At 67.0% G+C, this 666-nt stretch carries 1 protein-coding gene and 1 pseudogene; both read left to right on the top strand.

The window, feature by feature from the left end; genetic code table 11:
* Positions 1–329: pseudogene (locus tag A5777_RS15185) on the top strand (IS21 family transposase); the annotation flags it as partial.
* Positions 326–666 (top strand): ATP-binding protein (locus tag A5777_RS15180; protein ID WP_231895079.1); only part of this gene is annotated, 341 nt, incomplete at its 3' end. The pseudogene A5777_RS15185 and the gene A5777_RS15180, both read left to right, overlap by 4 nt.

Raw genomic sequence — 666 nt, 5'->3', positions numbered from 1 at the left:
GCGAGCGGCTCGGGGACGGACACATCGACATCGCCACCGATTCGGGCATCGTGATCGCGCGGCACCGCCTCGCCACGCCCGGGTCGGGCGCCCAAGTGCGTGATCACGGGCATGTCGTCGCGCTGGAGACCCTGGCCAAAGCCGGCGCCTCCAGCAGCCGTCGGCCGCATCGCCGCAAAGAACGTATCCCACCCGGCCAGGCCGCCCGAGACGCCGCAAACACACTGCGCCACAACACAACCAACACCGACGATACCGGCCCGCAGGCATCGATCATCGACATGAGCGTGTACGAACGCGCCGCACAGAACAGGACCCACCTCCCATGACCACCAACACCAACACCGACACCGACACCGACAATGCTGGGCTGGACTCTTCGAATAGTGTTGGGCCACAGTCACAATCAGCGATCTCGGTCTACCAGCAACTACGCGGACATCTCGCCGTCCTCAAACTCGACGCCGCAGCCGAAGCCCTGCCCCAAGTCTTGGCGGCCGCCAGCGAGCACGAGTGGTCGATGACCCAGACTCTCGAGCACCTGCTGGGCATCGAGGTCGATGCCACCGAAGCCCGACGGCTTGCCGGGCGGTTGCGGTTCGCGTGCCTGCCCACCCCGGCCACGTTGGACGGCTTCGACTACGACGCCGCGCCCGGCGTGGACCG

Origin of the sequence: Gordonia sp. 852002-10350_SCH5691597, from assembly GCF_001665715.1 — a bacterium.
In the GTDB taxonomy this organism is placed as follows: domain Bacteria; phylum Actinomycetota; class Actinomycetes; order Mycobacteriales; family Mycobacteriaceae; genus Gordonia; species Gordonia sputi.
This window is presented reverse-complemented; position numbering and strand designations above follow the sequence as displayed.